Below are 26832 nucleotides of genomic sequence, written 5' to 3'. Positions count from 1 at the left end.
GACCGTCTATAGTGAATACGCTACCACCCACGACTGTATTTCGTCTAGAGAGCCACCTTCGGCCGGGGACGGCCTGCGCGAGCCTGATTGCCATGGATATCCCGATGAGTAATCTTACACTCAATTGAGCGCGCCATCTTCGCATCGGTGAGACCTTCGGAATGAATTGCCATGCGTGCCAGTCGACGATCGACCCGGGCGACAGCTGGTGTCGCAAATGCGGGGCAGCGGTCGGGCCGCGCATCGATCCCGATAACGAGCGGCGGTTCGTCACGATCCTTCGCGCCGATGTCGTCGATTCGACCGGTCTCGTTGCCGAGTTGGGACCGGAGGAGGCGGTCTCGCGGCTGGAGCCGGCCTTGGCGGCCATGAGGGGCGCGGTACGGCAGTTCGGAGGCATCGTCAGCAAGGAGCTGGGCGACGGGCTGGCCGCGGTTTTTGGTGCCCCTATCGCCGACGACAACCATGCCCCGCTGGCCTGCCACGCCGCCATCGAGCTCGTCCGGCGCGTCGCGAGCCTGGGAGATCCCGGACTTCAGGTGCGCGTCGGCCTCCATTCCGGCCACGTCGTTGCCTACATGGTCGCCAGCGAGTTCTCCAAGGTTTACGAGATTGGTGGTGCCGCGCAACATTTGGCGGCGAGACTCGAGGCGGCGGCCGACGCGAACCGGATTTACGTGTCCGAAGCCTGCCAGAAGCTTGCAGATGGGCACGTCCGTTTCGAGTTCTTGGGCCCCAAGGCCTTGCGCGGCTTCAACGAACCCCTGCCGGTCTACCGAATTGTGGGGGCGAGCGATCTATCGAGCTGGCGGGTGCGACGGGCACGCAGTCTTTCCCGGTTCGCCGATCGCACCACGGAGCGGGCGCTGTTGGCCGGCGCCGCGGAAAGAGCCAAGGCAAGCCGGCAGACTGTTCTGCTATTGGGCGACGCCGGCATTGGAAAGTCCCGGCTCGCGCATGAGTTTGCGCAGGGCCTGCGCGCCGATGCCTGGCGCTTGATCGCCACCGAATGCAGTCCGAACCTTCAGGGCGCGCCGTTCAGTACGTTGAGACGCGTGCTGCTTCCAATCCTGGAGGCTGTTGCGCAGCACCCCGATGACCTGCCCGATCCTCGCAAGTCCCTGCCTCCGATTCAGCAGTGCGCTCTCGACGCGGTGCTGGATTTGCCCATATCCGATCCGCAGTGGAGTGACCTGGAGCCCGACGCGCGGAGACGGGCGATTTCCGATACGTGCTGCGCGATCGTCGAGGGCCTTGCCCACCGCCAACGCACGGTGCTTCTGATCGAGGATTTGCACTGGATCGACCGGGCCAGCGATGCCGTCGTCGCCACGATAGCCTCGCTGCGAACACCAGGTCTTTTCGTGCTTCTGACCACGCGGCCAAATGGCATGCCGGTCTGGATCGCAAGCTGCCACGCCGAAGTCGTGGCGATGCGGCCTCTCGACGACGATTCGGGATTGGCCATGTTGGCGGACATGCTCGGTCCTTCCGAGACAAATGCCGATTTGAAGCAGCGGATCATTTCTCATACGTCCAACGTCCCGCTTTTCATCGAGGAAGTTTGCCGCGGGCTGAAGGACAGCGGGACCCTCCGCGGCCAGTGGGGCGACCTGGCCCTCGTACGCCCCATCGATGAGCTCGGCATCCCCGCCAGCATCCAGGGTGTGATTGCCGCGCGCCTTGATCGCGTGTCGAGGCAGGAGCGTTCCGTTCTGCAGATCGCCGCAACACTTGGTCAACGATCGAGCGAAACGATGTTGCGGAAGGTTGCCGGGCTGTCCGAGGAGGTGTTGCAGGATTGTCTTTCGACCCTCGATCGCGCCGAGTTGCTGATCAGAATCGATAGCGAGCTGGAGGATGCTCTCGAGTTTCGGCATGAGATGGTTCGCCAGGTGACCTACGACTCGATGGTCGAAAAGGTCCGCGAAAATCTCCATGCACGCGTCATGGCAGCCTTCGAGAGCGACGAGACCGGACGCGATGCGCCCGAGAGGCTTTGCTATCACGCGACACAGGCGAAGGATTGGCAGAAGGCGTTCAGCCATGGAAGGAGCGCGGCAAGGAAATGCCTGGTGCGCTCAGCCTATGCCGACGCGGCCGACTATTTTGAAATCGCGATGAATTCGCTCGACAAGACTCCGACGAGCCGGCTGCGCGAGGCGGATGCCATCGATCTCCGAATGGAGGCGCGCATGGCGTTCATGTGGTCTGGTCATGTTGCCAGGGCGCTGGATCTGGGAAACGAAGCCGAGCGGCGAGCTGACGCGATCGATGACGTCGGACGCAAGGTCGCGGCGATGACGGTGAGAGCGAGTGCGCAGAATTTCTACGGAACGCCGACCGACGCCGTCGCGATCGGCGAGGCCGTGGTGAGCCTGGCGGAAGGGTGGGGTAATCAGGGATGGCGCAATCTCGCGCAATACGGGCTTGGGCAAGCCTATTTCCTCGCTGGTCGTTATCACAGCGCCGAGAAGATGCTGGCGGCGGCTCGTGGCCGTTTGATGGATCCGGAAGCCGGCGCCCCGATCGGCACAACCCCGCGATATCTGCTCCTGCTCTGCTGCATGATGAACAGCGTCGCCCACACCGTCATGGGCGAGCTCGATGCCGCCGAGCAGCTCCAGCGGCAGGCCGCGGCGATCGCGGACGAGACCGACCGTCCCTACGACCGCGTCGCTGCCGCCTATAGCGGCGGCTGGCTGATGCTCGGCCGCAACGAGCCGGCGGCGGCTGCGGACATTCTCGAACAGGGATTCGTTCTTGCGCAGAAGCACGGCATCCGGCTGTTCGTGCCGGTGCTCGCCTGTCACCTCGGCATGGCCTATCTGGAGCAGGGGCTGTTCGAGCGGGCGCGCGGCATGCTGAGCGAGGCGCGCGAGGAGGCCAAGGCGGTCGGCTATACCTCGGCGGTGTTGCGCAGCTCGATCTACCTCGCGCTCGCCACCTACCGCCTCGGCGATGTCCAGGCCGCGCAGAACATGCTGCGCGAGGCGCGCAACACGGCCCGCCAGCAGGGGTTTTCCGGGCTCGAGGCCGAGGCCCTGTTCGGCGAGGCCGCGGTGACGCCGGCCTCGGACGAGCCGAACAAGGCGGCGATCCTGGCCGCCTTGCGTGCCGCGATCGCGATCGCCTCCGACAGCGGCGCGCTGCCGCTGCAGCAGAAGGCCGAGGCGATGCTGAACGAGATGCTCGCCCAGGGCGACGAGTACACCTGACCCTGTCCGTCGGTTGGACGTGCGATCGTACCGTCATGCGGGGGCTGGCGCTCGATCTGGCGTTTTTATTTCATAGATATTACAATGGCTTATCTACTGTGCATGGGGTTGTTTTTCGATGTTTTTGCGAGATGGGCCGGTTCGGCGGCGCGCGACCGGCGGTCCATGTTCGGCGTGACGACGAAGCCTCTTGCACGGATGCCGGGGTGAGCTACCGTTGGCACTAGCCGCAGGGCCAGGTGACTTTTGGTTTACATTTTTTAGCATCCGATTTTCCGGCGCCGCGACGGCGCGACGCCCACCGAACGAGGCGGGGCCATGATCACTCGGGACCAGTCAGCTTTGTTGGCGCCGGTCGAGCGCGATCTGCGGCTCGATCTCTTCCGCGGCATCGGCCTGTGGATGATCTTCCTCGACCACATCCCGCACGACGTCGTGGCCTGGCTGACCTTGCGCAATTACGGCTTCAGCGACGCCGCCGAGTTCTTCGTCTTCATCTCCGGCTATCTGGTCGGCTGGATCTACGGGCCGATCGTCGCCGGCGGCTGGTTTCTCGCCGCGCTGAAGCGGCTGTGGCGGCGCGCGGCCGAATTGTACGTCGCGCACATCATGCTGTTCCTGCTGTTCACCGCGCAGATCGCGCGCACCGCGCGCCGCTTCGACAATCCGATGTACCAGCACGAGTTCAACGTGTTCAACTTCCTGTCGCATCCGGACGAGCTGATCGGGCAGGCGATCGTCTTGAAATACAAGCCGGTCAATCTCGACGTGCTGCCGCTCTACATCACGCTGGTATTGGCCTCGCCCTTCATCGTGTGGTGTCTGGTGCGCCGGCCGAACCTGACGCTCGCCGGCTCCGTGGTGCTCTACGTTCTGTCGCGCCGGTTCGACTGGAACATCGCCTCCTATCCGCCCGGCACGACCTGGTACTTCAACCCGTTCTGCTGGCAGCTGATGTTCGTGTTCGCGGCCTGGTGCGGCATCGGCCAGATCGACAAGATCGCGAAATGGGTCTGGTCGAAGGCGACGATGGGGCTGGCGGCGGCGTGGCTGGTCTTCGCCCTGCTGATCGTGATGACCTGGCACGTCCCCGCGCTCGAGGCGCTGATCCCGAAATGGATGATCAAGGCGATCTACCCGATCGACAAGACCGATCTCGACATGCTGCGCTTCACGCATTTCCTGGCGCTGGCGATCTGGGTGACCCATTTCCTCTCGCGCAAATGGCGGGCGCTGCATTCTACATGGTTGCGCCCCGTCATCCTCTGCGGCCAGCATTCGCTGCCGATCTTCTGCCTCGGTGTGTTCCTGTCGTTTTCCGCGCACTGGATCCTGACGCAATACACCAAGGGCGTCTGGGAGCAGCTCGCCGTCTCCATCGTCGGCATCGTCATCATGGTCGGCGCGGCCTGGCTGCTCGACCGCGCCAAGCGCGTGCCGAACCTGTTCGTGAAGGTGACGGAGGTCGAGGAGGCCGACACCGCCTTGGACAGCGTCCCGGCCGCGACCGCGGCCGCCGCGCCTGCGAGCCGCTGAACGCGTCGCCTGCATTCTCACGGAGGGTCCATGTCGAGCCGTTTCATGTCCAGACGTTTGTCGATCATCGCCGGCATCTTCCTGTTCCTCGTCTGCGGAGCGTCGGCACAGGCGCCGTCGCCGGACGCGATAGATGCGGCGCGCAAGCTGGTGGTCACCTTGAAGATCGCGGACCAGTACCGCGCGTTGCTGCCGCAGTTGCTGCTCAAGCTCCGGCCCGTGGTCGCGCAGGACCGGCCCGAGATCGAGCGCGACTATGATGCCATGACGGCGCCCGGCTCCGGGGTCTACGCCCCGTTCCTGGCGTCCATGATCGACCAGATCGCCGCGCTCTATGCGGCCGGCTTCAGCATCGACGAGCTGCGTCAGATCGAGGCGTTCTATGCCCAGCCGGCGGGACAGAAATTCCTGGCGAAGTCGGATGCGCTGGCGCAGGCGAGCGCGCAGATCGGCCAGGACGTCAGCCAGAAGGCCGCCGAGGAATTGAAGCAGCGCCTGATCGAGGCGCTGCGGCAGAAGGGGCACAAGCTTTAGGCCAGAAAGGCGCGAAAGCGCCGCAGCGCGATCAGGAAGAAGACGCCGCCGATCAGCGCGAGCGCGACGAGCTGCGGCCACACCGCCTCGAGGCCCGCGCCGCGGAACAGGATCGCCTGGGCAAGCATCACGAAATGCGTGTTGGGCGCCGCCAGCATGATGTCCTGGACGAATTGCGGCATGCTTTCCCGTGGCGTCATGCTGCCCGACAGGGTCTGCAGCGGCAGCAGGATCATGATCAGCAGCAGTCCGAACTGCGGCATCGACCCGGCGACGGTGGCGAGGAAGATGCCCATGCTGGTGGTGGCGAACAGTTGCAGCGCCGCGCCGAGCAGGAACAGCGCCAGCGAGCCGTCGATCGTGACCGCCAGCCATCCCTTCACCACGATGGCGATCGACAGGGCGGAAGCGACCAGCACCACCAGGCCCATCGACCAGACCTTGCTCACCATGATCTCCAGCGGCGAGACCGGCATCACCAGCAGGTGCTCGATCGTGCCATGCTCGCGTTCGCGGATCAGCGCCGCGCCGGTCAGGATGATCGAGAGCATGGTGATCGAGGTGATCACGTGGTCGATGGCGCCGAACCAGGATTTCTTCAGCTCGGGATTGAACCGCGCCCGCAGCGCCAACTCGATCGGCGGCGCCTGCCCATCGCGGGTATGCGCCAGGAATTCTGCGATCTCCGCGCTGACGATCTGCTCGACATAGCCGCCGCCGTTGAACGCCTGCGAGATGCGCGTGGCATCGACGTTGAGCTGGATGGTCGGCGACTTCCGCGCCAGCAGATCGCGCTGGAAGTCCGGCGGGATGTCCAGCGCGAAGGTGTCGAGGCCGGCATCCATTCTCCGGTCCATCTCGTATTGCGAGATCAGGCGCGGCTCGGAGAAGTAGGGCGCGGTAAACGCCATCTCGATGCGGGTCGAGACCGGCGAATGGTCTTCGTCGACGACTGCGATCGCGGCGCGGTTCAACGTTTCCGGCAGCGCCCTGGCGCCGGCATAGACGGCCAGCGTGAAGGAATAGACGATGAGCACGAGCAGCATCGGGTCGCGCACGAGACCGCGCAATTCCTTGATGCCGAGCTGAAGCACGTTGTCGATGCGCATGGTCAGCGGGCCTGTTTCTTCAGCAGCATTGCGCCGGCGATCACCAGGACGGGGACCATGATGGCGAGCGCCAGCAGATCGTTGTGCAGGGTGTCGAACGCCAGGCCCTTGGAGAAGGTGCCGCGCGAGATCGTGACGAAATAGGTGGTGGGATAGAGCCGCCCGACCAGGGCGCCCAGTCCCTGGAGCGATGACACCGGGTCGATCAGTCCGGAATACTGGATCGCCGGGATCAGCGTGATCAGCACCGTGCCGAACAGGGCCGCGATCTGGCTGTTCATGAAGGCCGAGATCACGAGGCCCATGCCGGTCGTGGCCGTGACATAGAGCAGCGCGGCGAGCGCATAGGTCGCGAAGCTGCCGGTGAAGGGCACGCCGAACACGGCGAGCGCGAAGCCGACGAGCAGGAGGAAGTTTCCGAAGGCCAGCACGACGTAAGGCAGTTGCGTGCCGAGCAGGAATTCCAGCCGCGTCACCGGCGTCACGTAGAAATTGACGATCGAGCCGAGCTCCTTCTCGCGCACGACCGCGAGCGCGGCCAGCACCGCCGGAATCATGATCAGCAGCAGCGGGATGATCCCGGGCGCCATGGCGACGACGCTTCTGACGTCCGGATTGTAGCGGTAGCGCAGCTGAAGCTGGTAGGAGCCGGCGATCGCCGCCTCGCCATAGAGCTCGCGGCCCTTCTGGGCGAGCCAGGTCGCGTGGATCGCCTGCGCATAGGAGCGCAAGGTTTCGGCACGCGTCGGATTGGCGCCGTCGACCCAGGCGCCGATCTCGACATGGCGGCCGCGGCTGACGTCGCGGCCGAAGCCCGGCGGCAGCTCGATGGCGAGGCCGATCTCGCCGGCGCGCATGCGGCGGTCGAGGTCGGCGTAATCGGTGATTGGAGACTTCTCGGTGAAATAGCGCGACCCTGCGATCTGGAGACTGTAGTCGCGGCTGATCGCGCTGTCGTCGCGGTCGAGCACGGCGAAGGTCAGGTTCTCGACGTCCATGCTGATGCCGTAGCCGAGCACGAACAGCAGCAGCACGCTGCCGAGGATCGCGAGCGTGGCGCGGATCGGGTCGCGGCGCAGCTCGAGCGCCTCGCGCCGGGAATAGGCGAGCATGCGGGTCGGATTGAACGCGGCGCTGCGCCGGCGGGCCGGCGCGGCTGTCGTCGCCGGAACGGGCACGGGCGAGGCGGCGGCCGGCTGGCTCGCCGGCTTCGTGGTGTCCGCGATCGCCTCTTCCAGGCAGGCGATGAAGGCCTGCTCCAGCGTGGCGGTGCCGCGCGCGGCCACGATCGCCGCGGGCGTATCCGACGTCAGCACCTTTCCCGCATGCATCAGCGAGATCCGGTCGCAGCGTTCCGCCTCGTTCATGAAATGGGTCGACACGAAGATGGTGACGTTGTCGTTGCGGGACAGCTCAGCGAGGATCTGCCAGAAGCGGTCGCGGGCAACCGGATCGACGCCGGAAGTCGGCTCGTCGAGGATGAGGATGTCGGGCGCATGGATCATCGCGACCGCCAGCGACAACCGCTGCCGCAGCCCGAGCGGCAGCGCGTCGGGCAGGGAATCGGCGACGTCGGCAAGATCGAACCGGGCGATCATCTCGTCGATGCGCCGGGCAATGGTGTCCGCCGGCAGTTCGAACAGCCTTGCATGCAAGTCGAGATTTTGCGTGACCGTCAGCTCCGAATAGAGCGAGAAGCCCTGCGACATGTAGCCGATGCGCCGCCGCACCGACATGTCGCCGGCATCGATCGCCTTGCCGAACAGCCGCGCGGTGCCTTCGCTCACCGGCAGCAGGCCGGTGAGCATCTTCATGGTCGTGGTCTTGCCGCAACCGTTCGAGCCGAGGAAACCGAAGATCTCGCCCTTCCTGATACGGAAGCTGACATCGTTCACGGCGACGAAGTCGTTGAACCGCCGGGTCAGGTGGTCCGCCTCGATCGCGATCTCCTCGTGCTCGGTGTTGCGCGGGGGGATGACGACACCGGCCTGTCCGCCGCGATCTGCCTCCGGCAGCAGGCGGATGAAGGCATCGTCGAGTGTGGCGGCACCGGTCTGCCGCAGCAGCGCGGCCGGCGTTCCCGTCGCCAGTACGCGGCCCGCGTTCATTGCGATCAGGAAGTCGAACTGCGCCGCTTCCTCCATATAGGCGGTCGAGACGATCACGCTCATGCCGGGCCGGCCGTTGCGGATCGAGGCGATCAACTCCCAGAACTGGCGCCGCGACAGCGGGTCGACGCCGGTGGTCGGCTCGTCCAGGATCAAGAGCTCGGGATCGTGGATCAGGGCGCAGCACAGGCCGACCTTCTGCTTCATGCCGCCGGAGAGTTTTGCCGCCGGCCGGTCGGCAAAGGGCGTGAGCCCCGTGTCGCGCAGCAGGCCGGCGATCCGCCGGCTCCGTTCCGCCTTGTCGTGTCCAAACAGGCGGCCGAAGAAGTCGATGTTCTCGAACACCGACAGCGTCGGATACAGATTCTTGCCAAGCCCCTGCGGCATATAGGCGATGTCGGGGCACACGTTGCGGCGATGGCGCGAGCTCGCCATGTCGCCGCCGAGCACATGGATGCTTCCCTGCTGGATCGCACGTGCGCCGGCGATCAGCGAGAGCAGGCTCGACTTGCCGACACCGTCGGGGCCGATCAGGCCGACCATGCAGCCGGACGGCAGATCGAGCGTGACGGCATCGAGCGCGCGGGTCTTGCCGTAGCTCAGGCCCACGCCTTCCAGATGCACCACGCTGCCGGCGGCAGCCGGTGCATCGGCTGTGGCAGTTCTACTCATCGGGTCAGCTTGATCTTGAGATTGTCGGGCCATTGCGCGGCCGGGTCGAGCTGCACATAGGCCATGCCGGGCAGGCCGGTCTTCACGTGCTCAATGTGCTGGCGCAGCAGCTCGGGCGCGATATGCGCCTTGATCCGGAACATCAGCTTCTGGCGCTCCTCCTCGGTCTCGACGGTCTTGGGCGTGAATTGCGCGACATCGGCGACGAAGGTGGCCTTGGCGGGGATCACGTATTGCGGGATGGCGTCGAGGACGAGGCGGATTTCGGAGCCGATCGCGACGCGGCCGGCGTCGGCCGTCGGCAGGAAGAACGTCATGTAGACGTCGCCGAGGTCGACCATGTTGAGGACGCGGCCGCCGGCGGCGAGCACCTCGCCGGGCTGCGACACGCGGTACTGCACGCGGCCGTCGCGCGGTGCCTTCAGCACGCTGTCATTGAGGTCGGCGTTGATGCTCTCGATCGCGGCTTTTGCTGCGTCGACTGCGGCGCCGGCATCGATCACCAGGGCGCGGGAAGAGCTGATCGCCGCCTCGGACGCCGCGACCTGGGCCTTGGAAGCGGCAAGCGCCGCCTTCGCCGTGGCGTTGGCGGAGCGGTCGTCGTCCAGGACCTGCTGCGACACCGCACTCGTCCTGATCAATTGCTGGGAACGATCGAGCTTGCGGCTCGCGGTGTCGAGCTGGGCGATGCGCTGGTCGACCACGGCTTCTGCGGCCTCACGTTCGGCTTCGCGCTGGTTGACGAGGCTCTTGGCGGTCTCGACGTTGATCGATGCGCGCTGAAGCTGCGCCTCGGCCTGCCGGCGCTGGGCCTGCAATTGCTCGGTGTCCATGCGCGCCAGCACTTGGCCCGCGCTGACGAAATCGCCTTCGTTGACGAGGATCTCGCGGATCCGTCCCGGCGTCTTGGTGGCGATGTCGATCTCCACCGCCTCGATGCGGCCGTTGCCGCGGGCGAAACCTGCAGGAAGCGCGTTGGAATCGCGGTGCTGCCAATAGTAATAGCCGCCGCCAGCAACGAGGACGGCGATCGCGGCGATGACGCGACCCGGAGTGAAGTTCATTTGATCAAAACGCCGTGAGGCGGCGCCCACTGTTGAGACACGAACGCTCCGCCCGCTGATTGCGCGGAAGGGCAGCCTCAACATTGCAGCTAATTTTTGCACCGCAACTTGATGCAGATCAGACGCCGGCGCGAAGCGTTCTTGCCTCTATACTGGCTAGCGTCGCCATTGCCGCTCGTCCGCCCTGACGGGCGGACGAGCGAGGCTTGCTGAACGGAATTGCTATCGGCGCAGCCTCACTTCAGCAGCGGGCAGCCGCCATCCTTCAGCGGCCTAAACGCCTGCTCGGCGGGCACCTCGGCGAGCAACTTGTAGTAATCCCACGGCCCCTTCGATTCCTCCGGCTTCTTCACCTGAAACAGGTACATGCTGTGCACCATGCGACCATCCTCGCGGAGGGTGCCGTTGTCGGTGAAGGCATCGCGCACCGGAAGCTCGCGCATCTTCGCCATCACGGTCTTGGTGTCCTTCGTGCCGGCGGCCTGCACTGCCTTCAAATAATGCAGTGTCGCGCTGTAGGTCGCGGCCTGGTTCATCGTCGGCATGCGCTTCATCCGCTCCAGGAAGCGCTTGCCGAAGGCGCGGGTCTTGTCGTTGAGGTCCCAGTAATAGGCCTCGGTGATGATCAGCCCCTGCGCGAGCTTCAGGCCCAGGCTGTGCACGTCGGAGATGAACATCACGATCGCCGCCAGGTTCTGGCCGCCGGCGACGATGCCGAACTCGCCGGCCTGCTTGATCGCGTTGATGGTGTCGCCGCCGCCGTTGGCGAGCCCGATGATCTTGGCCTTGGAGGCCTGGGCCTGCAGCAGGAAGGAGGAGAAGTCTGCCGTGTTGAGCGGATGCTTGACGCTGCCCAGCACCTTGCCGCCGGCAGCCTTCACGACATCACCGGTATCGCGCTCGACCGAATGGCCGAACACGTAGTCTGCGGTGAGGAAGAACCAGGTGTCGCCGCCGTTCTTGACGATGGCGCTGCCGACCGTGTGCGCGTTGGCGTAGGTGTCGTAGGTCCAGTGCGCGGTGTAGGGCGAGCAGGATTTTCCGGTGATGTCGGAGCTTGCCGCATCCGTCACGATCATCACCTTCTCGTACTGCTTCGACAGCTCCATCACGGCGAGCGCGGTCGCCGAGGTCGGCAGGTCGATGATCATGTCGACGCCCTCGGTCTCCCACCATTTGCGCGCGATGGTGGAGGCGACGTCGGGCTTGTTGAGCACGTCGGCCGAGGCCATGTCGATCGGCTTGCCGAACATCTGCCCGCCGAAATCCTCGATGGCCATCTTCGTGGCCTCGACATTCCCCATGCCGCCGATGTCGGAATAGACCGAGGAGAAGTCGGAGAGCACGCCGATCTTGAGCGGCGCCTGCTGGGCGGATGTGGGGGCGATCAGGGCAGCCGACAGCAAGCCGGCCGCAGACACGAGTGCTGCGATAGGTCTCATGGATACGTTTCCTCTTACCCGGGGCTATTCTGCCCCTTTGTCCGACAAAGTTAGAACTGAGTTCCCGAGGAGTCAATTTGGTGCCGATGCGGCAAAAAAGATGCGGTTTGACGCGCTTTCTCACCGATCCTATAGTTTGTCGGACAAACGACATTGGAGGCCGCCTTGCCTGTCGCTTCGCTCTTTCGTCCGATCGATGTCGCGCCGGCCTATCAGAAGGTCGCCGATGCCATCGAGCGCGAGATCGTCAATGGTCGCATCAAGCCGGGCGATCCCATCGGCACCGAGCACGATCTGGTCCGCCAGTTCGGCGTCAACCGTTCGACCATTCGCGAGGGCATCCGCGTGCTGGAGGAAGGCGGGCTGATCAGCCGCGACTCCTCGCGCCGCCTGCACGCCTGCCTGCCGCGCTACAGCAAGCTGGCAAGCCGCCTCAGCCGCGCGCTGGTGCTGCATGAGGTCACCTTCCGCGAGCTCTACGAGGCCTCGATGACGCTGGAGGTCGCCAGCATCGAAGGCGCGGTGGAACGGGCGACGGAGCAGAGCATCGCCGAGCTCACCGACAATCTCGCGCACAGCGAGGCCGTGGTCGGTGATCCCGCGATGCTGGCCGAATGCGATGCCGAATTCCACGTGCTGGTCGCAAAAGCCTCGCAGAACCGCGTGCTCCAGCTCGCCCGCGAGCCGGCGGCGCAGCTGTTCTATCCGACCACCGAGATGATCGTGACGGGAGTGGCCGAAGGCGGCCCGCGCCTCGTCGCCGCGCACCGCCATCTCGTCGACGCGATCCGCCGCCGAGATCGCGAGGCGGGGGTGCTGTGGACGCGCCGGCACCTGCAGGACTGGCGGCGCGGCTTCGAGAAGATCGCCTCGCTCGATCGGTCCGTCGAGCACATGTACATGGAGCACGCGCAGGCGGCCCGGCGCAGATAGCGCAAACAGACAAGACGCAAGATTTCAAGAACAAAACCCAACAAACGAGACATCACACGGAGGAACACATGACCGGCGACACCGCAGCCACCATCTCGAAAGCGCGCGAGCATTCCATCGGCGATCTCCTGCGCCGTTCGGCGGGCCGCGAGCCGGCCAAGCTTGCGGTGAGCTGCGGCAATGTGAGCTGGTCCTTTGCCGAGATGGACGCGATCTGCAACCGGCTCGGCCGCGGCCTGCTCGGTCTCGGCGTCAAGAAGGGCGACCGTCTTGCCGTGCTCTCGCGCAATTCGCATGCCTTCGCCGCGCTGCGCTTTGCACTGGCACGGATCGGCGCGGTGCTGGTGCCGATCAACTTCATGCTCAATCCGGACGAGATCAATTTCATCCTGAAGAGTTCTGGTGCGAAGCTGCTCGCGGCCGGCCCCGATTTCGTCGAGCCCGCGCGTGCCGCGAGCGCCAAGGACTGCGCGGTGGAGAAGATGATCTGGATCCCCGGCGAGGATCCCGCCACGGCGCCCAAGGGCCTCACCACCTTCGACGACCTTCTGCACGCCGACGGCTCGTTCCTGGAGGCGTCGGTCGATAGCCGCGATCTCGCGCAGATCGTCTACACCAGCGGCACGGAATCGCTGCCCAAAGGCGCGATGCTGACCCATGAGGCCGTGATGTGGCAGTATGTCAGCTGCGTCATCGACGGCGGCATGAGCGTGGAGGACAAATTCCTGCACGCGCTGCCGCTCTATCATTGCGCCCAGCTCGACGTCTTCCTGGGGCCGCAAGTGTATCTCGGCGCCTCCGGCGTGATCACGGGCAAGCCGACCGCCGACAACATCCTGGCGCTGATCCAGGCGCACAAGATCACGTCCTTCTTCGCGCCGCCGACGATCTGGATCGCGATGCTGCGCTCGCCGAATTTCGACAAGACCGATTTGTCGACGCTTCAGAAGGGCTATTACGGCGCCTCGATCATGCCGGTGGAAGTCCTGCTCGAGCTTCAGCGCCGCCTTCCCAACGTAAAATTCTGGAATTTCTACGGCCAGACCGAGATCGCGCCGCTGGCGACCGTGCTGCGGCCGGAGGATCAGCTGCGTAAGGCGGGCTCGGCCGGCAAGCCCGTGCTCAATGTCGAGACGCGCGTGGTCAACACGGCGATGGAAGACGTCAAGGTCGGCGAAGTCGGCGAGATCGTGCACCGCTCGCCGCATCTGCTCTCCGGCTATTACAACGATCCCGTGAAGACCGCGGCGGCGTTTACCGGCGGCTGGTTTCACTCCGGCGATCTCGCCACCGTCGATGACGAGGGCCACATCACCGTGGTCGATCGCGTCAAGGACATGATCAAGACCGGCGGCGAGAATGTCGCCAGCCGCGAGGTCGAGGAGATGGTCTATCGCATTCCCGGAGTTTCCGAGGTCGCCGTGGTCGGCCTGCCCGATCCGCGCTGGATCGAGGCGGTGACCGCGATCGTCGTGGTCAAGAGCGGCGAGACGCTGGACGAGGAAACCGTCATCAAGCACTGCGCCGGCCATATGGCGCATTTCAAGGTGCCCAAGCGCGTGATCTTCGTGGATGCCCTGCCGAAGAACCCGAGCGGTAAGCTGCTCAAGCGCGAGCTGCGCCAGCGCTTCGTTGGCGGGGAGACGCTCGACAAGGCGGTCCAGAAGAGCTTCGGGACATAGCAGGCGCCGTTCCGGCGCCGTCGCGGCGGAGCCCGCCTATTCGGCTTCGCCGGCCAGCTTCCTGATATCGTCGGGCGTCGCTCCGAAACGGCGCCGAAACGCGCGATGGAAGTAGGAAACGTCGTGAAATCCCGCGAGGTGCGCGATCTCGATGATCTTGCGCGAGCGCAGGCCCGGGTTCCGAAGCAGTCGCTCGGCGCGCAGCAGGCGCTGCTCGAGCACGAAGCCGCTATAGGTGATGCCGGCCTTCTCGAACAGCAATTGGATCGTGCGCGGGCTGATGCGGTGCGTTGCCGCAAGGTCGGGCAGCGACAGTGCGGCGCTGTCCAGCTGCGCCAGGATGTCGGCCTTGATGGCTTCGAAACGCGCTGCCGCAAGGCCGCGCATGCGCGCCTCCTCGGCGACATCGCCGCGCGCTCCGATCATCAGCACGGAGAGATCGAACAGGTGCTGCGAGACCGCGTCGAGCTCAGCGGGTGCGAGCTTGTCGGCGTGCGCATGCGCGAGGTCGTAATATCGCAAGAACATCGACGTGATCGGATTGACGCCGGGGATCGACCGCGCAATCAGATCCTCCGCATTCGGGCATGCGCGTAGCAGGGCGTTGCGCGGCAGCAGCGCGGTCTGGAAATTACCATACCCTGTCTGAGTAATGTGGGCGCCCTTGATCGAGGGATCGCCGATCGTGACGTCGCCCGCCGCGATCTCCAGCGGGCGCTTTCCCATGGCCCCGCTCAGCGCCGAATTGGGCGACATCGTAATCACCAATTCGTCGTTCGTCCCCAGCGACACGAAAGACATCGGCGTGCCGAACGAGGCCGAAAGCCTGACGCGGGGAAGAATGGCCGGCGCAATGGTCCGGTGAACCCGCCCGTCGCCGACCGGAACGAAATCGACGTTCGCCACCTGACGGCAAAACTGCTCCCGCCATCTTTCATAGGCCGGACCGTTGGGGTCGCCATCGAATGAGAGCTGAGGCTGAATCATCGATCGGGTCGAAACGTCCATTGGTCATTTATTGCAGGTTGTATCCTCGGGCCGGGACGCCGCAACGGCAAAAGCGCAGGATTGCGTGATAAGCCACTCGCAACGGCGCGTTGAGACCGTGACCAGGTGCCGCAGTCTGCCGGTCGCCCGGATTGACGCGCAAATTGTGCCAGGATTTCCCGCGGCGATTCGTCTCAATACTTTTTCACCGTCGCGCCGAAGGCCAGCCATAGCGCGATCGACGCGAGGCCGAAGCTGCCGAGCAGCAGGAAGGTCGGGCCGTAGCCGATCCATTGCGCGATCCAGCCGCCAAGCGCGGGACTGAGGCTCGCGCCGACGCCCTGCACGGTGATCACCGCGCCCTGGCCGAGATTGATGCGGCCGGTGCCGTTGAGCGAACGCGCGACCATGCCGGGGACGGCGACGGTCTGGAGCCCGGTCCCGATGCCGTCCAGCACCTGCATCGGCACGACGCCCCACCATCCCGTGACGAAGAAGGCGAGCACGCCGCGGACGGGCAGGAACATGAAGGACACCAGGATCACCGGCCAGTAGTTGCGCTTGCCTGCGACCTGCATCGCGATCAGCGAGGTCACGATCATCACGCCTTGCGCGATCACGACAGTGGTCGCGACGAAGCTCGGTCCGTTGGCCTGTCCCTCGGCCACGGCCGCAAGGCCGTACAGCGGCACGATCGCGGCATTGCCGAGATGGAGCAGGGCCAGCGCCAGTGCCAGCACCAGAAGCGGCCTGTGCTTGAGGAGGACGGACATGCCGTCCGGCGGAGCCTTGCTGTCGTCCTCCCTGCTGCCGCGTGCCGCGCGATCATCGATCGCTTTCGCGGAAATCATCATCACGCAGGCGATCGCGACGGCGCCGAACACGGCCGCCAGCACGAACACGGCGACGTAGCCGAACTTGTAGCCGAGATAGCCCGACAATGCCGCGCCAACCATGTTGCCGGCGTGGTTGAACGCCTGGTTGCGGCCGTTGAGCGCATTGAAGCCCTTCTGCTTGGCGATGCCGAGCGTGATGCCTGTGACCGCCGGCACGATCGCGGCGCTCGCCAGCGATTGCGCCACCTGCGAGAACGTCACCGCCCAGAAATTCTGCGAGACCAGGATGATCGCGGACGCCGCGACCACGCAGATGCCGGGAATGACGACCCACATGCGCTTGTTGCGGCTGGAATCGATGAAGCCGCCGATCGGCGTCGTGATCAGCATGCCCGCGACATTGCCGATCGTCATAGCGGTGCCGATCAGCCCGCTGGCCCAGCCGCGCTCCTGCAGGAACACGCCGACGAACGGCCCGATGCCGGACTGCATGTCGGCCATGAAGAAGTTGACTGCAAACAGCGGCCAGAGACGGGACGGGGAGGGGCGCGATGTCATCGAGACGCTGAACTTGAATGCTGCCGATCGAATTGGGCCTTGCGTGAGGCGAAGATTGCGGGTCCGTTGTGTCGGGGACGAACCTGAACCTAACCTGCGCTCATCGCGTTGGTTCCGAGCGCACTTGCGATCCCAGGGTCGCACTTGCGATCCCAGGGTCGCACTTGCGATCCCGGCACCGCGACGTCATGTCATGTCTGCGACGGTCTCACTGGGATCACGGCCATGCCTCTTTGGACTTGCGAAACCTGCGGCGCGCAGTTTCCGGACAGCGGACATCCGCCCGCGTCCTGCCCGATCTGCGAGGACGAACGGCAGTTCGTCGGCTGGAAGGGGCAGACCTTCCTGACGCGCGAAGCGCTTGCGCGCGGGCACCGGCTGGTGGGACGCGACGATCTCGGCCTCACCGGCATCGGCATGGAGCCGAGCTTCGCCATCGGCCAGCGTGCGCTGCTGGTGCCTCAAGGCGACGGCTGCGTGATGTGGGATTGCATTCCGCTCGCAACCGACGAGGCCATTCAATACGTCGCAGCACTCGGCGGGCTGAAGGCCATCGCAATCTCGCATCCGCACTACTATGGCGCCGTCGCCGACTGGAGTGACACATTCGGCGGCATTCCGGTCTATTTGCACGCAGATGATCGCCAATGGGTGACGCGGCCGCATCCCTCGATCGTTCATTGGACCGGCGATAGCCATCGTCTCGCAGATGATCTGGTGCTGCTGCGCACCGGTGGTCATTTCGCCGGCGCCACCATGCTGCATCATGCGCGCGGCGCGGACGGAAAGGGGGCGCTGCTCACCGGAGACATCGCGCAAGTGACGATGGACCGCCGCTTCGTCAGCTTCATGTACTCCTATCCCAATTACATGCCGCTCAATGCCGCCGCGGTGCGGCAGATCGCGGCGGCCGTCGAGCCGCTCGCCTTCGATCGCATCTACGGCGCGTGGTGGGGCCGCAACATCGCCACCGGAGCCAAGGCCGCGTTCGCGGCGTCAGTGGAGCGGTACATCGCGGCCATCGGCTGAGACCTGCGACGAGCGGAGCCCACTTGTCATCATTTAATAACTGTACTATACGTACAGTTATTAAGGGCGACGCAACGAGGCGTTTGCCGGTCCGGCACGATCGATGCATCTTCGCGCAGGCGGCGCGTTCTGCGGCCGCGCGAGCAGGAGTTGGGTCCATGACGGCGCAGCACGACTACGAGATATTCGAGGCCGGCGCCGTCTCGCTTCAGTCAGGGACCGTCTTCCCGTCGATGAAGCTCGCCTATCGGACTTACGGCACGTTGAGCCCGACCAGGGACAACGTCATCCTGTACCCGACCTCGTTCAGCGCGCAGCATTTCGACACCGAGTGGCTGATCGGGCCCGGCGGCGTGCTCGATCCCGCGCGTTACTTCATCATCATCCCGAATCTGTTCGGCAACGGCCTGTCGTCCTCGCCGTCGAACACCGCCGCGCCCTTTCCCGACATGACCTATCACGACGCGGTCGCGGTTCAGCACCGCCTGCTCACCGAGCGCTTCGGCATCACGAAGCTCGCTCTCGTCTATGGCTGGTCGATGGGCGGCATGCAGGCCTATCACTGGGCGGCGCTGCATCCCGACATGGTCGAGCGCGCGGCGGTCGTTTGCGGCAGTGCCCGCTGTGCACCCTATAATTATGTCTTCCTCGAAAGCGTGAAGGCCGCGCTATCGGGCGATCCCGCCTTTCGCGACGGCCGCTTCGCCGAGAGGCCCGTCGCCGGTTATCGCGCCATGGGGCGCGTCTATGCCGGCTGGGCGATGTCGCACGGCTTCTATCGCGACGAGCTCTGGCGCGAGGCCGGCTTCACCTCGCTGGAGGACTATCTCGTCCGTGCATGGGACGCGGCGTTCGCGCGGCGCGATGCCAACGATCTCTTGGCGCAGGTCGGCATCTGGCAGAACGGCGATATCAGTCAATGCTCAGCCTTCGGCGGCAACCTCGATCGCGCGCTCGGTGCGATCAAGGCGCATATGCTGTTGATGCCGGGTGCGACCGACCGCTATTTCGACGTCCGCGACAACGAGGACGAGCTTGGCCGGCTGGTCAACGCAAGGTCGGCCGTGTTGCATCCAATTCCATCCCTGCACGGCCATCGGGCCGGCAACCCCGTCAACAATCCGCGCGACCTCGCCTTCATCAAGGCCGAGATCGCAGAACTTCTCGGCAAGTAGGGCAGGCATCCAAACATGACTGACGCAACCGTTTCTGAGTCCGGCCATCGCCTGAAGCCGTTGAGCCCGGCGATGCTGCGCGAATTGTCGGTTCGCTCCGATCTCAAGGGCGCGGCGCGCAGCCTCTGCCACTACGCCTTGGTCGTGCTGGTCGGGGCGTTGATCTGGAAGGTCAGCTCGAGCTACGGCGTGCTTTGGGCGCTGCCGCTGATGGTGATACAGGGTTATTTCGTCGCCTTCCTGTTCATGGCGGTGCACGAGACCGCGCACAAGACCGCGTTCAGGAGCCGCGGCCTCAACCTCGCGGTCGGTTATCTCTCGGCCTTCATCATCGGGCAACCTTACGAATATTACTGCCTGTTCCACTGGGACCATCATCGCTACACCCAGGATCCCGAGAAGGACCCGGAGCTGATCGTCGGCGTGAAGCCGAAATCCGACACCCAGATCGTGATCGCCTATAGCGGCCTGCTCCAGGTTGCGGGCCGCCTCCGGCTGATGCTCGGCCATGCCGTCACCGGCAAGGTCACCGTGCCCTGGATCCCCGAGAACAAGCGCGCCATTATCGTGACCGAAGCGCGCGTCTATGCCGCCCTCTATGTTCTGCTGCTCGCGCTTTCACTGTGGTTCTCCTCCGCGCTGCTGCTCGAGGTCTGGATCGTTCCGCTGGTCATCGGGCAATTCTTCCTGCGGCCCTATCTCTTGGCCGAGCACACCGGCTGCGAGCGTACGCGCAGCGCGTTCCAGAACACCCGCACCACCTATACCGGCGGGATCGTCAAATGGTTCGCGTGGAACATGCCCTACCATGTCGAGCATCACGCCTACCCGTCGATCCCGTTTCATGCGTTGCCGAAGCTGAACGAGATCGTCGACGACGAGATCGTTCATCGCGGTCGCGGCTATATCAGGACGACGCGCGAGACCTGGGCCTGGTTTCGCCGGCAGCGGCAGGCCGGCTAGCTCAATGCAAAACCCCGATCGCGGTGCGATCGGGGTTTTGTTCGCGAACGTCGGATATCAATAGATCCCGTAGGCGCAGACATTCACGACGCGGACGCGCATGCCGTGGCGGGTCTGGACGACGCGCTCCTGGTAGCAGTTGCTGACGCCGGTGTTGACGTAGAGGCCGCCGTAACCAAAGCCCCAGCCGGGACCCCAGTGATGATGGAAGCCGTGGGCCGAAGCGGCGGTGGGGGCGAGAGCGGCAAAACCGAGCGAGCCGGCGGCGATCAGACCAAGTGCAAGCTTGCGAAACATCTTCATTCTCCAGTGTGGCGCGAGGCCGTTGTTGTGTCCCTGCCTTTCGGTCGGCCCGAGGCGCGAATGCGTTCACGGCGCGAGGGAAGAATCGTGTTTCAGGATTGTTTCGTGGGCCGCGGCACAATGCGCCGATGCCGGGCTTTCGGCGCCGCAGCGCGATAACGCGCGGCCATCGCCCGGGTCAGCTCCGCCATCTTCTCGCGCAGATCGGCGGGCTCCAGCACTTCGGCCTCGGGGCCGAGGCGCAGCAATTCGGCGGCGGCGTGCCACGACGTCTTGCCGGTCGGCACGCGCGCGATGCGCCAGCCCTCCGCATCCGTATCTTCCTCGAGCTGCGTGCGCGCCTTGATGTAAGGCTGGCTCAACGCGTCGAGCAGCTTGACGCCGAACGGCGACAGCCGAACGATCGCGACGTTGGGATGCATCTCCGCTTCGAGACGAAGCGTTGCGGCCTGCCAATAGGCGGCAAGATCGAAACCTGCGGGCCTGTCGCCGCGCTCGTCGAGCATCGTGCAGTCGAGCACCCGCGCGACGCGATAGGTCCGCACGCTGCCGTCGACCAGCCCTGCGAGGTACCAGCTCCCGCCCTTCAGCACGAGGCCGAGCGGCGCGAGGCGGCGCTGTTTCTCCGCGCGCCAGCTCTGGTAACGGATCTTGATCAGCGTCCCGCGCAGCACCGCGCCGGCGATGTTGCGCAGATGCTTTGGCTCTTCCGCCTCGCCGAACCAGCCGGGCGCGTCCAGGTGAAAGCGCTCCTGCATCCGGCCGGCATCCTCGCGCAGGTGGACAGGCAGCGCCGCCATCAGCTTGTTCTGCGCGGCGATCATTGCGGCATCGAGCCCGAGAGCCGCCGCCGGGCCCGGCAATCCCGCCAGAAACAGCGTCTCGGCCTCGCTCTGCGACAGGCCGTTCAGCCGCACGCGATAGCCGTCGAGCAGCCGATAGCCGCCCTCGGCACCGCGATCGGCATAGACCGGGACGCCGGACGCCGCGAGCGCGTCGATGTCGCGGTAGATCGTGCGCACCGACACCTCGCACGCTTCGGCAAGCTCAGGCGCGGTGACCTGCCCCCTGGCCTGGAGGGTGGTGAGGATGGACAGCATCCGGCTCGCGCGCATGATCCCTTAAACCATACCTGACAGAGGATGTCAGGTATGAGCCGCTACAAGGTGCGCCTCGCCAGACGGCACCGAGGAGACCTGCCATGACCGATCCGAACCGCATCACGCTGTATTATTCGCCGCAAAGCCGCGCCACCGGCACGCGGGTGCTGCTGGAGGAACTCGGCGCGCCCTATGATCTCCACGTCCTCAACATGAAGGCCGGCGAGCAGCGCCAGCCGGCCTATCTCGCCGTCAATCCGCTCGGCAAGGTGCCGGCGATCCGCCACGGCGAGGCGCTGGTGACCGAGCAGGTCGCGATCTACATTTATCTCGCCGATCTGTTTCCGCAGGCCGGGCTCACGCCTGCGCTCAGCGATCCGCTGCGCGGCCCCTATCTGCGCTGGATCGCCTATTACGGCGCCTCGTTCGAGCCGGCCCTGATCGACAAGTTCATGCAGCGCGAGCCCGCGCCGGTGTCGCACTCGCCCTATGCCGATTATGACACCATGCTTGGCGCGCTCGAGGCGCAATTGTCGAAGGGGCCGTATCTGCTCGGCGAGCGCATGACGGCCGCGGATATCCTGTGGGGTGTCGCGTTCAGCTGGACCATGATGTTCGGCATCGTGCCGAAGAAAGACGTATTCGTTCGTTATTCGGAGCGGATTACGTCCCGCCCTGCGTTCCAGCGGATCAATGCCGCCGACGATGAGATGGCGGCCCAGCATGCCGCGGCTGTTGGTGGTTGACTAATCCAGGGTTGCAGATGACGAAGCCGATGCACACGACCAACTGCTTCGATACCTTCATCCGGGTCGCTGAAGACTGTCCCGCGGGCACTGGCGAGGAGCCGCCGCTCCGCGGGGGAAAGCCGACGGTGGCGAGCCTGCAATACGGGATGATCGCCAAGGCGCCCTACAAATACACGTCCGATGACGTGATCTTCGCGACGTCTGCGCCGGGACGCGAGCTCGATGCGAAGGCGACGAAAGCGGAGAAGCATGCGGCCCGCGAAGCGTTCTTCTCCCGGGGGCAGGCGTGCATGAGGGCGTCGAGCCTGGGCAAGCGCTTCGGCTGGGGCGTTCATGCCGACAGTGAGGGTCGGATCGCGATCTACGCCATCGACAGCAAGCGCTACCAAGCGCTCGTCCGCGATCCCAAGCTCACGCAGGTGCGCGCGATGCGGTCGAAGCGGGCGTGATCAGAATTTTGGCGGCCGCTTCTCCGCGAACGCCTTGATGCCTTCCTTGATCTCGTCGCCGCGCATGCTGTCGCGGTGGCGCTGGTCGGCGGCCGGCTCGTCGAGCTCGCCGCGGGCGAATTCGTTGATGGCGCGCTTCATGCCGCGCATCGCCTGCGGCGCGTTGCCGGCGAGGACGCCAGCGAGCTTGCCGACTTCCTCGTCGAGCGTCTCCTCCGGCACCATGGCGGTGAGATAGCCGATGCGCAGCATCTCCGGCGCGCTGATCTTCTGCGCGGTCAGGAACAGCCTTTTCGCGTTGTCGACGCCGAGCCGGGTCACGTAACGTTTGATGCCGCTCCGGTAATAATGCAGCCCGAGCCGCGCCGCCGGCATGAACATCTCGGCGGTGTCGACACCGATGCGGAAATCGCAGGCCAGCGCGAGGTCGGTCGAGCCGCCATAGACGCCGCCATTGAGCCGGCAGATCGTCGGCACGCCGAGATCCTCCAGCCGGTTGACCACCACCTCGAACGCCGAGCCCGCGCTCTGCTGCTCATTGGCGCTCACCGCGCGCTCGGCGACCGAGTTGAGGTCATAGCCCGCGGAGAACGCGCGTCCCGTGCCTGTCAGCACCAGCACGCGAATGGCAGGATCGGCCTCGACACGGTCGAACAGTTTGACCAGCTCGCCGAGATCTTCGGCCTGAAGCCGGTTGAGATGCTTGGGGCGGTTGAGGCGAATGGTGGCGCGTGCGCCATTGATTTCGAGCACGGGGCCAGAGCCTGCGTCGGCTGTGTCCGACATTCTTGTCTCCATTTCACTTGTTTTCGAGCGCGCGGCGTTTTGCTTCGGCGTCGATGGTCTCGGCAAGGTCGGGGTGTCGCGCCATCAGCACGCGGAAGTCGACGAGGTCGAGCACGAGAAGCCGCGACACCTTCGTGGTCGAGACATTGGCACCGCGCAGATTATTGCCGAGCAGCGCCATCTCGCCGAAGAAGGCGCCCTCGCCGAGTTGCACCTTCTTGCCGGGCAGGTCGACCTCGACCGCGCCGGCGGCGATGAAATACATGCAGTCGCCCTGCGCGCCCTTGCGGATGATCATGGTGCGCGCCGGCAGCTCCATGGTCCGCAGCATGTGGGTGACGTCGGCAATGGCCGCCGGTCCAAGCGCCGCGAAGAACGGCACCTTGCTGACGGATTCCCAGGTCTTGAGGAAGTTGTCGCGCCGCGTCTCCGCGGCAAACCCCGTCGCCAGGATACCGGTCCAGAGGCCGAACACGCCGAGGCCGGAGATCATCACCAGCGCCGCCACCATGCGTCCCAGCGGCGTGACCGGCACGACGTCGCCATAGCCCGTCGTCGTCAAGGTCACCACCGCCCACCACAGCGCGGCCGGCACGCTGCCGAAGGTCTGGGGCTGCACGTCCCGTTCGAGGAAATACTCGGCGACGGAAGCGAGGAAGACCACCATCAGGAAGATCACGAGCACGCTGACCAGCGGCCCCGATTCCAGCACCAGCACGCGGCGAAGCTGCCGCAGGCCGGGGATGCCCGGCACCACCTTCAGCATCCAGAGCACGCTGAGCAGCCAGGCCGTCTTCGGCTCGGCGCCGAGAATCAGCGCGAGCGGCACGGCCAATGCCCCGATCGCGTCGACGATGCCGGCGGAGGAGGACATGTAGAGCGGAAGACGCCCCTGCCGGGCCATATGGCGCAGCCGGACGACCCATTCGAACACGAAGTAGAGGAGGCAGGTCCACAGCAGGACATCGACCCAGCGGGGCGCCGCCTCGTAGGCCGGGCCGACGGTCAGCAGCACCATGCTGAGCACGCCGACGCCGACCGCCACATAGGCCGCCTTGGTCATGTTGCGGCCGGCCGTGGCGGCCGCGAACTGGGCCAGAGCGGAGATCAACGGCTTGGACATGCGGAAAGGCGGCTCGGTTTTGGCTTTTTGCGGCCCCGGCTGGGAACCTCGGTGTCAAAGTGCCTGCCCGCGCCGGGGCCGTCAACGACGGGCGCGCGGCATCGTCGAATGGCAGGACGAAGACGGGCGGGCAGCGCGGCGGTCGGCCGAACCCTTACCTGAAATGTGGCGGCTCGTCGTAGCCGCGCCGGCTGCTGAAGAACAGCAGCATCATCAGGCCGACGCCGACGATGACGGAAAACCCCGCGCCCAGCGCCAGCGCCACATAGCCTTCCGTCGGGATCGGTTCACCTTCGATCGCCATTGCCGAATAAGCGAAATAGCCGACCGCCGCCAGCATTCCCAGGAGGAGGACAATGAGGAGTGTACGCATGCCGCGCTCTCCGGTTGCAACCGCAAACCAACGGTTGCGGGCAGGGACGGTTCCAGGATCCAGGAGGCCGGCCATAGATCGAACGGGGTGCCCTTCGCCAGCCCCGAGCCTGGCGGCACTTCAGTCTCGTGCCCCGGACGCAGCGCAGCACGTCGTGATGCGCTGCAGAGCCGGGGCCCATGCAGCAGTGCACGGTGCGGCTCCTGGGTCCCGGCTCAGCACTGCAACGCCTTCGGCATTGCAGCTTGTCCGGGACACAAGAGGGGGCGGGTTGCCCCAACCCGGCGGATCAGGCGCTCTGCGCGGTCTTCACCACCACGACGTTGCTGTCGTCGTGCTGCGCAGGGCCGGCATCGCGGGCGGCCTTTTCGGTCTCGCCGGCGTGACGTTTCAGGTAGTCGCGGCGCATGCCGATCTCGTCGCGGACGAATTCGTAGCCGAGCTTGAAGGTGTCGAGCCCGTCGGTACTGATCGTGCCGTCCCTGAGGCCGATGACCGCGCCGCGCAGGATGCCCTCCAGCTCGTCCTGGAGACATTCGAGCTGGTCCAGCGAATGGGCGTGCTCGATCCGCTCGCCGATGTCGAGGATGGCGGTGGAGAGCTCGCTGGCCTTCTCCGGCGCGATCCTCGTGATCTTGGCGTAGATCGCAGCGAAGATCGTGCCGATGACGCTGAGCGCGGCGGCGCCCAGATACATCATGTCGCTGTACTTATCCATGAACGACTTGGTGTCGTCGTTGATGTAGTCGGCCGCCCCCTGATGCGCCATCACGAAGGCGTCCTTCTCGACCGAGGCCGGCTCGATCCGGCTGGCAAAGCCGCTGTCGAGCCCGAGCGCGGATTTGTTCTCGTAGACGGTACGCGCAAGCTCGCCTGCCGTTGCCACCGACATCTTGGATTGCGTGACCAGCAGCCATTCGAGCCCGATCGTGTCGAGGTCGTCGTCTGGGATTTCCGGCGATGCGGACAGCATGCCCGCCGTCAATGTCTCGGCGGAAATGCCGGGGAATTTGCGCGCCAGCGCCTTGGCCTCGTCGATCGCGTTCAGCGTGAAGCCGCCGCGCTTGGCGGTCTGCTCATAGGCCTTGTCCCGCACGGCCTTCGAGGCATGGACGATGGCGATCACCGCGCCGAAGCCGTTTCCAGGGGCAAACAGCTTGTCGAGCGTCGCGCCCTGCGGCGCCATCTGGATCTTCGCGGCGTCCGGACCGTCGGGGACGTCGAGGATGCTGCGGACGAAAGCGAGCGAGGATTCGTTCTCGGCGAGCACGGCGACCTTCTTCTTCTTCAGCTCGGCAAGTGACTTGATCTTCTTGCTGCCGGGACCGAGCAGGAGCACCAGATCGTGCTCGAGGATCGCGAGCGTGCGCGCCCGCAGCGGCACCTTGGCGTCGGTGCGCAGCACGGCGAGGTCGGCCTGCTTGCGGTCGAATTGTGCGAGCGCCTTGGTGTTATCTGCGTTGTTGACGATCTTCAGCCGGAAACGTGAGGCGTTGGTCTTCAGGACCGTGGCGAGCTTGGCCGCGAACAGGGCCTCGTCGCTGTTGGGGGCGCCGACGGCAAAGGTCAGCGTCTCCGAATTATGCAGCATGGCGCGACCACCCCAGACGGTGGCGAGCGACAGGAGCAGGGTCAGCACGACGTAGAGAAAGACCTGCTGCTGATTGGTCTTGATCACCTTGGGGCGCCGCGGCGGCGGTTCGCTCGGTGACGAGGTGGGGCCGTCAGTACTCATGGCAGCACTCTGGCCTTATTTTCCGGTGACGGGCGGCTCGCGGATGTCGATCGCGGCACGCGCCCTGCAATTCGTAAACGCCTGAAAAAAGAACGATATTCTCTATCGGCAATGATAGCGCGCCGGTACCGGAATGCAAATTTCGAGCCGAAGGTAACCTTACCCGCCCGGCCGCGGCGATCAGCCATCCTATCACCAGTTAGCCACAGTTTGCGATTTTCCGGTTCCCCCCGGCTGCATTCCGTCGCGGGAAATGTCATAAATCGCAGGTCCCGGCGATTTGACGGGTCCAAGAAGAAGTTGCGCTGAACGCTCCAATTTTTCTTGTCACGTCAATGAGGGCGTCAGCTTGTCGTTTCCACCCATGT

22 protein-coding genes are annotated in these 26832 nt (G+C 65.1%); 10 read left to right on the top strand and 12 right to left on the bottom strand.

Annotated features, from left to right (window positions below; all coding sequences use genetic code 11):
* Window positions 1-161: 161 nt before the first annotated feature.
* The 3 genes from RAD15_RS28980 to RAD15_RS28970 all read left to right on the top strand — a co-directional run bounded on the left by RAD15_RS28980 (window position 162) and on the right by RAD15_RS28970 (window position 5288).
* Window positions 162-3218 (top strand): ATP-binding protein, encoded by a 3057-nt coding sequence (locus RAD15_RS28980; RefSeq protein ID WP_458181628.1) that lies wholly within the window; start codon window positions 162-164, stop codon window positions 3216-3218.
* A 318-nt stretch (window positions 3219-3536) separates the two neighbouring features.
* Window positions 3537-4754: an OpgC domain-containing protein gene (locus RAD15_RS28975; protein ID WP_458181627.1), complete on the top strand. Its 1218-nt coding sequence runs from the start codon at window positions 3537-3539 to the stop codon at window positions 4752-4754.
* A 45-nt stretch (window positions 4755-4799) separates the two neighbouring features.
* Window positions 4800-5288: a DUF2059 domain-containing protein gene (locus tag RAD15_RS28970; protein ID WP_458181626.1), complete on the top strand. Its 489-nt coding sequence runs from the start codon at window positions 4800-4802 to the stop codon at window positions 5286-5288.
* On the opposite strand, the gene RAD15_RS28965 is transcribed toward RAD15_RS28970, so the two are convergent.
* From RAD15_RS28965 to RAD15_RS28950, 4 genes are all read right to left on the bottom strand, one after another.
* Entirely contained in the window at window positions 5285-6397 is a 1113-nt protein-coding gene (locus tag RAD15_RS28965; protein ID WP_458181625.1) for an ABC transporter permease, read from the bottom strand. The genes RAD15_RS28970 and RAD15_RS28965 overlap by 4 nt on opposite strands.
* Window positions 6398-6399: 2 nt before the next feature.
* Entirely contained in the window at window positions 6400-9177 is a 2778-nt protein-coding gene (rbbA, locus tag RAD15_RS28960) for a ribosome-associated ATPase/putative transporter RbbA (protein ID WP_458181624.1), read from the bottom strand.
* Window positions 9174-10241 carry an HlyD family secretion protein gene (locus tag RAD15_RS28955; protein ID WP_458181623.1) on the bottom strand — a complete coding sequence of 356 codons (1068 nt, stop codon included), beginning with the start codon at window positions 10239-10241 and terminating at the stop codon, window positions 9174-9176. The genes rbbA and RAD15_RS28955 overlap by 4 nt, the downstream gene beginning before the upstream one ends.
* Window positions 10242-10477: 236 nt before the next feature.
* Window positions 10478-11683 (bottom strand): ABC transporter substrate-binding protein, encoded by a 1206-nt coding sequence (locus tag RAD15_RS28950; RefSeq protein WP_458181622.1) that lies wholly within the window; start codon window positions 11681-11683, stop codon window positions 10478-10480.
* Between the two features lie 165 nt (window positions 11684-11848).
* Between RAD15_RS28950 and RAD15_RS28945 the strand changes: the two genes are divergently transcribed.
* Together RAD15_RS28945 and RAD15_RS28940 are read left to right on the top strand one after the other, a co-directional pair.
* Window positions 11849-12616: a FadR/GntR family transcriptional regulator gene (locus tag RAD15_RS28945; RefSeq protein WP_458181621.1), complete on the top strand. Its 768-nt coding sequence runs from the start codon at window positions 11849-11851 to the stop codon at window positions 12614-12616.
* Window positions 12617-12684: 68 nt separating this feature from the next.
* Window positions 12685-14298, top strand: a complete 1614-nt coding sequence (locus RAD15_RS28940; RefSeq protein WP_458181620.1) for an acyl-CoA synthetase — start codon at window positions 12685-12687, stop codon at window positions 14296-14298.
* A gap of 36 nt (window positions 14299-14334) precedes the next feature.
* Here the strand turns inward: RAD15_RS28940 and RAD15_RS28935 are convergent, their stop codons facing one another.
* Both RAD15_RS28935 and RAD15_RS28930 read right to left on the bottom strand, forming a co-directional pair.
* On the bottom strand, window positions 14335-15285 hold the full coding sequence (locus RAD15_RS28935) for an AraC family transcriptional regulator (RefSeq protein ID WP_458181619.1): 951 nt from the start codon (window positions 15283-15285) through the stop codon (window positions 14335-14337).
* A gap of 194 nt (window positions 15286-15479) precedes the next feature.
* Window positions 15480-16679 (bottom strand): MFS transporter, encoded by a 1200-nt coding sequence (locus RAD15_RS28930; protein ID WP_458181618.1) that lies wholly within the window; start codon window positions 16677-16679, stop codon window positions 15480-15482.
* 225 nt (window positions 16680-16904) lie between these two features.
* Between RAD15_RS28930 and RAD15_RS28925 the strand changes: the two genes are divergently transcribed.
* The 3 genes from RAD15_RS28925 (at window position 16905) to RAD15_RS28915 (ending at window position 19846) form a co-directional block, all read left to right on the top strand.
* Entirely contained in the window at window positions 16905-17708 is an 804-nt protein-coding gene (locus RAD15_RS28925) for an MBL fold metallo-hydrolase (protein ID WP_458181617.1), read from the top strand.
* 158 nt (window positions 17709-17866) lie between these two features.
* A complete protein-coding gene (locus tag RAD15_RS28920) occupies window positions 17867-18883 on the top strand; it encodes an alpha/beta fold hydrolase (protein ID WP_458181616.1) in 1017 nt (338 codons plus the stop codon).
* Between the two features lie 15 nt (window positions 18884-18898).
* Window positions 18899-19846: a fatty acid desaturase gene (locus RAD15_RS28915; RefSeq protein WP_458181615.1), complete on the top strand. Its 948-nt coding sequence runs from the start codon at window positions 18899-18901 to the stop codon at window positions 19844-19846.
* A gap of 57 nt (window positions 19847-19903) precedes the next feature.
* On the opposite strand, the gene RAD15_RS28910 is transcribed toward RAD15_RS28915, so the two are convergent.
* Both RAD15_RS28910 and RAD15_RS28905 read right to left on the bottom strand, forming a co-directional pair.
* Window positions 19904-20143, bottom strand: a complete 240-nt coding sequence (locus RAD15_RS28910) for a hypothetical protein (protein WP_458181614.1) — start codon at window positions 20141-20143, stop codon at window positions 19904-19906.
* A 98-nt stretch (window positions 20144-20241) separates the two neighbouring features.
* Entirely contained in the window at window positions 20242-21264 is a 1023-nt protein-coding gene (locus RAD15_RS28905) for a helix-turn-helix transcriptional regulator (RefSeq protein ID WP_458181613.1), read from the bottom strand.
* An 86-nt stretch (window positions 21265-21350) separates the two neighbouring features.
* On the opposite strand from RAD15_RS28905, the gene RAD15_RS28900 reads away from it, so the two are divergent.
* Together RAD15_RS28900 and RAD15_RS28895 are read left to right on the top strand one after the other, a co-directional pair.
* The gene (locus tag RAD15_RS28900; RefSeq protein WP_458181612.1) at window positions 21351-21995 is read left to right on the top strand and encodes a glutathione S-transferase family protein; all 645 of its coding nucleotides are present in this window, start codon (window positions 21351-21353) and stop codon (window positions 21993-21995) included.
* A 17-nt stretch (window positions 21996-22012) separates the two neighbouring features.
* Window positions 22013-22447 (top strand): DUF6157 family protein, encoded by a 435-nt coding sequence (locus RAD15_RS28895; RefSeq protein ID WP_458181611.1) that lies wholly within the window; start codon window positions 22013-22015, stop codon window positions 22445-22447.
* Here the strand turns inward: RAD15_RS28895 and RAD15_RS28890 are convergent, their stop codons facing one another.
* The 4 genes from RAD15_RS28890 to RAD15_RS28875 form a co-directional block, all read right to left on the bottom strand.
* On the bottom strand, window positions 22448-23233 hold the full coding sequence (locus RAD15_RS28890) for an enoyl-CoA hydratase/isomerase family protein (RefSeq protein ID WP_458181610.1): 786 nt from the start codon (window positions 23231-23233) through the stop codon (window positions 22448-22450). It lies immediately after the preceding gene.
* A 13-nt stretch (window positions 23234-23246) separates the two neighbouring features.
* The gene (locus tag RAD15_RS28885; RefSeq protein ID WP_458181609.1) at window positions 23247-24356 is read right to left on the bottom strand and encodes a cyclic nucleotide-gated ion channel; all 1110 of its coding nucleotides are present in this window, start codon (window positions 24354-24356) and stop codon (window positions 23247-23249) included.
* Between the two features lie 154 nt (window positions 24357-24510).
* Window positions 24511-24729, bottom strand: a complete 219-nt coding sequence (locus tag RAD15_RS28880) for a hypothetical protein (RefSeq protein WP_458181608.1) — start codon at window positions 24727-24729, stop codon at window positions 24511-24513.
* Between the two features lie 289 nt (window positions 24730-25018).
* On the bottom strand, window positions 25019-26464 hold the full coding sequence (locus RAD15_RS28875; protein ID WP_458181607.1) for a TAXI family TRAP transporter solute-binding subunit: 1446 nt from the start codon (window positions 26462-26464) through the stop codon (window positions 25019-25021).
* Window positions 26465-26832 lie beyond the last annotated feature (368 nt).

Source organism: Bradyrhizobium sp. 14AA (assembly GCF_054185205.1).
This window is presented reverse-complemented; position numbering and strand designations above follow the sequence as displayed.

What these genes read in the sequence shown, in the direction of transcription:
- RAD15_RS28980 (WP_458181628.1), top strand. Translation starts at nt 162, where the DNA reads ATGAATTGCCATGCGTGCCAGTCGACGATCGACCCGGGCGACAGCTGG.
- RAD15_RS28975 (WP_458181627.1), top strand. Translation starts at nt 3,537, where the DNA reads ATGATCACTCGGGACCAGTCAGCTTTGTTGGCGCCGGTCGAGCGCGAT.
- RAD15_RS28970 (WP_458181626.1), top strand. Translation starts at nt 4,800, where the DNA reads ATGTCCAGACGTTTGTCGATCATCGCCGGCATCTTCCTGTTCCTCGTC.
- RAD15_RS28965 (WP_458181625.1), bottom strand. Translation starts at nt 6,397, where the DNA reads ATGCGCATCGACAACGTGCTTCAGCTCGGCATCAAGGAATTGCGCGGT.
- rbbA (WP_458181624.1), bottom strand. Translation starts at nt 9,177, where the DNA reads ATGAGTAGAACTGCCACAGCCGATGCACCGGCTGCCGCCGGCAGCGTG.
- RAD15_RS28955 (WP_458181623.1), bottom strand. Translation starts at nt 10,241, where the DNA reads ATGAACTTCACTCCGGGTCGCGTCATCGCCGCGATCGCCGTCCTCGTT.
- RAD15_RS28950 (WP_458181622.1), bottom strand. Translation starts at nt 11,683, where the DNA reads ATGAGACCTATCGCAGCACTCGTGTCTGCGGCCGGCTTGCTGTCGGCT.
- RAD15_RS28940 (WP_458181620.1), top strand. Translation starts at nt 12,685, where the DNA reads ATGACCGGCGACACCGCAGCCACCATCTCGAAAGCGCGCGAGCATTCC.
- RAD15_RS28935 (WP_458181619.1), bottom strand. Translation starts at nt 15,285, where the DNA reads ATGATTCAGCCTCAGCTCTCATTCGATGGCGACCCCAACGGTCCGGCC.
- RAD15_RS28930 (WP_458181618.1), bottom strand. Translation starts at nt 16,679, where the DNA reads ATGACATCGCGCCCCTCCCCGTCCCGTCTCTGGCCGCTGTTTGCAGTC.
- RAD15_RS28925 (WP_458181617.1), top strand. Translation starts at nt 16,905, where the DNA reads ATGCCTCTTTGGACTTGCGAAACCTGCGGCGCGCAGTTTCCGGACAGC.
- RAD15_RS28920 (WP_458181616.1), top strand. Translation starts at nt 17,867, where the DNA reads ATGACGGCGCAGCACGACTACGAGATATTCGAGGCCGGCGCCGTCTCG.
- RAD15_RS28915 (WP_458181615.1), top strand. Translation starts at nt 18,899, where the DNA reads ATGACTGACGCAACCGTTTCTGAGTCCGGCCATCGCCTGAAGCCGTTG.
- RAD15_RS28910 (WP_458181614.1), bottom strand. Translation starts at nt 20,143, where the DNA reads ATGTTTCGCAAGCTTGCACTTGGTCTGATCGCCGCCGGCTCGCTCGGT.
- RAD15_RS28905 (WP_458181613.1), bottom strand. Translation starts at nt 21,264, where the DNA reads ATGCGCGCGAGCCGGATGCTGTCCATCCTCACCACCCTCCAGGCCAGG.
- RAD15_RS28900 (WP_458181612.1), top strand. Translation starts at nt 21,351, where the DNA reads ATGACCGATCCGAACCGCATCACGCTGTATTATTCGCCGCAAAGCCGC.
- RAD15_RS28895 (WP_458181611.1), top strand. Translation starts at nt 22,013, where the DNA reads ATGACGAAGCCGATGCACACGACCAACTGCTTCGATACCTTCATCCGG.
- RAD15_RS28890 (WP_458181610.1), bottom strand. Translation starts at nt 23,233, where the DNA reads ATGTCGGACACAGCCGACGCAGGCTCTGGCCCCGTGCTCGAAATCAAT.
- RAD15_RS28885 (WP_458181609.1), bottom strand. Translation starts at nt 24,356, where the DNA reads ATGTCCAAGCCGTTGATCTCCGCTCTGGCCCAGTTCGCGGCCGCCACG.
- RAD15_RS28880 (WP_458181608.1), bottom strand. Translation starts at nt 24,729, where the DNA reads ATGCGTACACTCCTCATTGTCCTCCTCCTGGGAATGCTGGCGGCGGTC.
- RAD15_RS28875 (WP_458181607.1), bottom strand. Translation starts at nt 26,464, where the DNA reads ATGAGTACTGACGGCCCCACCTCGTCACCGAGCGAACCGCCGCCGCGG.